The following is a 1867-nucleotide window of genomic DNA, read 5'->3' as shown; positions in this document are numbered from 1 at the left end:
GGCCCGCGGGCGCTGCGCAAGGCCGGGGTCGCGGCATGACGGCGGCGGCCCGGGTCAGGGTGCCGCCCGCCTCCCGGACCCGGCGTGCGATGCCGGTGCGCGCGGCCCTCGAATGGGCCTTCGGCACCGAATGCGCCCGGCTCGACCACGACGAGATCGAGGCGGTCGGCGGCACCGGCTGGCGGTCCTATGGCATGGAATATGTCGCCCTCGAACGCGCCCAGCTCGGCACCCGGGTCGACGTGAGCCGCGGCCGGTCGAGCCCGCATGACGATGCCGAGCTGATCGCGACCGTGGTCCGCAACACGCTGCCCTGGTACGCCGCCACGCTGGTCGCCGACCTCGCCCGCGCGGGCCGCACGCCCGACTGGATGCCCGACGCCCGCCCGCGGCTCCGCCCCGACGAATGGCAGCATAATCGTCCTCGCCTATGGGCCAAGTCGAGGGACAGCTCCGAAGCGCCCGACGGCTGGCAGCCGATCCCGCGTCGCAACCGCAAGGGTGTGATTGTCCACGATGCGGTGCGTTTCACGCCCTGCCATTGGGATCCCACACCCGGGCGGATCGCGGCGGCGCGCCGGGCGTATCTTGACTGGTGGGGCTACCTTCTGTCGGTGCAGGCGGCGTTGAAGGGCGCGGACCTACTGGGAGTCAGTGTCACGGGAGATATGCCGTCAATGACACCATGGCGATAGCGCCGATCATAGCATGACGCCTGATTGCGACGGAATGTCGGCACGGTTTTGGTTGACAGTTTTTTTTGAAGAGATGCAATTGTAATCGTGATTGGCCGGAGTTTGAAAAATGAGAGACTTCAACGAGCAATTTGTTTTTCGCAGGGTGGTTTGCGAACTGGTCGATGTTTTCGCTTGGGCCGTGGTTCTTGGGGGTGCCGCGCTCGCTTTCGTAGGCTTCAAAGATGGCGGCTTTTACGGACAGCTGCTCGGCTGGCTTTATGGCGGCATGAATGAGCTTGCGCAGCTAGGCTATGTTGAGGCGGAGCCTTCAATTTCGGCGCGGCTTTTCGGAGCTGTCCCCGGCGGGATCGTTATGGGTTTCGGACTTTTCACCATGATGATGGCTCACCAAGCAAAATCGACTTTGGATATTGCGGCTGTGGCTCGTGGAATGTTCGAGTCGGCACGGCTGAAGGAGTCAATGACGAAAGTTGGTCGAGATGAAGCAAGCGTTGGTCGCGCTTCTGATCGCGCTTCGGGCGTTTAGCCGCCAGTTGCGGAGCCAGCCAAGCGCTTGAGATTTTACACTTACAGCACGACCTTCAACAATTTCCATGAAGCCGAGAAGCACATCGACGTGATGCTCAAGAACGGGATGCGATCCGGGCTCTGGAAACTTTTTTCTTGACTGAAATCTGATCCCGTTGACATAGTGCCGTCACCCAAGCTGCGCCCGGAGCGGATCCCCCGCCTTGGGCGCTTTGCGTTCCGGGAGGCCTCACCCATGACGATCCGCAAGCTCTGCGCGGCCTCGGGCTGCGACGACCTCGCTGTGCCTGGCGCGGCGCTCTGCGAAGAGCATGAGGCCGAACGGATCGAACGGAACCGCGCGCGGCGGGCGAAGGTGAAGACGGCCGAAGAGATCCGGCGCCGCGCGAAGCTCTATGCCAGCCCCGCCTGGAAGACCGCGCGGGCGGCGTTTCTTGAGGCCCATCCGCTTTGTGCCGATTGCGCGGGGCTGGGGCTGGTGACCCCGGCCACCGAGGTCGATCACATCGCCCGCCACGAGGGCGACCGGGCGACGTTCTGGGACCGGTCGAACTGGCAGCCGCTCTGCAAGAGCTGCCACAGCCGGAAGACCGCCCGCGAGGTGCTCGGGCGTCCCTGACACCGGGGGGTGTCCAAAAATC

Annotated in this window: 3 protein-coding genes; all 3 read left to right on the top strand. The window is 64.2% G+C overall.

Annotation, left to right across the window (positions count from 1 at the left end; all coding sequences use genetic code 11):
* A partial coding sequence (locus BYZ73_RS23035) for a hypothetical protein (RefSeq protein ID WP_220086876.1) occupies nucleotides 1-695 on the top strand: 695 nt, incomplete at its 5' end.
* 109 nt (nucleotides 696-804) lie between these two features.
* Nucleotides 805-1224 (top strand): hypothetical protein, encoded by a 420-nt coding sequence (locus tag BYZ73_RS20925; protein WP_112317543.1) that lies wholly within the window; start codon nucleotides 805-807, stop codon nucleotides 1222-1224.
* 237 nt (nucleotides 1225-1461) lie between these two features.
* On the top strand, nucleotides 1462-1845 hold the full coding sequence (locus BYZ73_RS20920; protein WP_112317542.1) for an HNH endonuclease signature motif containing protein: 384 nt from the start codon (nucleotides 1462-1464) through the stop codon (nucleotides 1843-1845).
* Nucleotides 1846-1867: the final 22 nt, after the last annotated feature.

It is taken from the genome of Rhodovulum viride (genome assembly GCF_003265965.1).
GTDB lineage: Bacteria > Pseudomonadota > Alphaproteobacteria > Rhodobacterales > Rhodobacteraceae > Rhodovulum > Rhodovulum kholense.
This window is presented reverse-complemented; position numbering and strand designations above follow the sequence as displayed.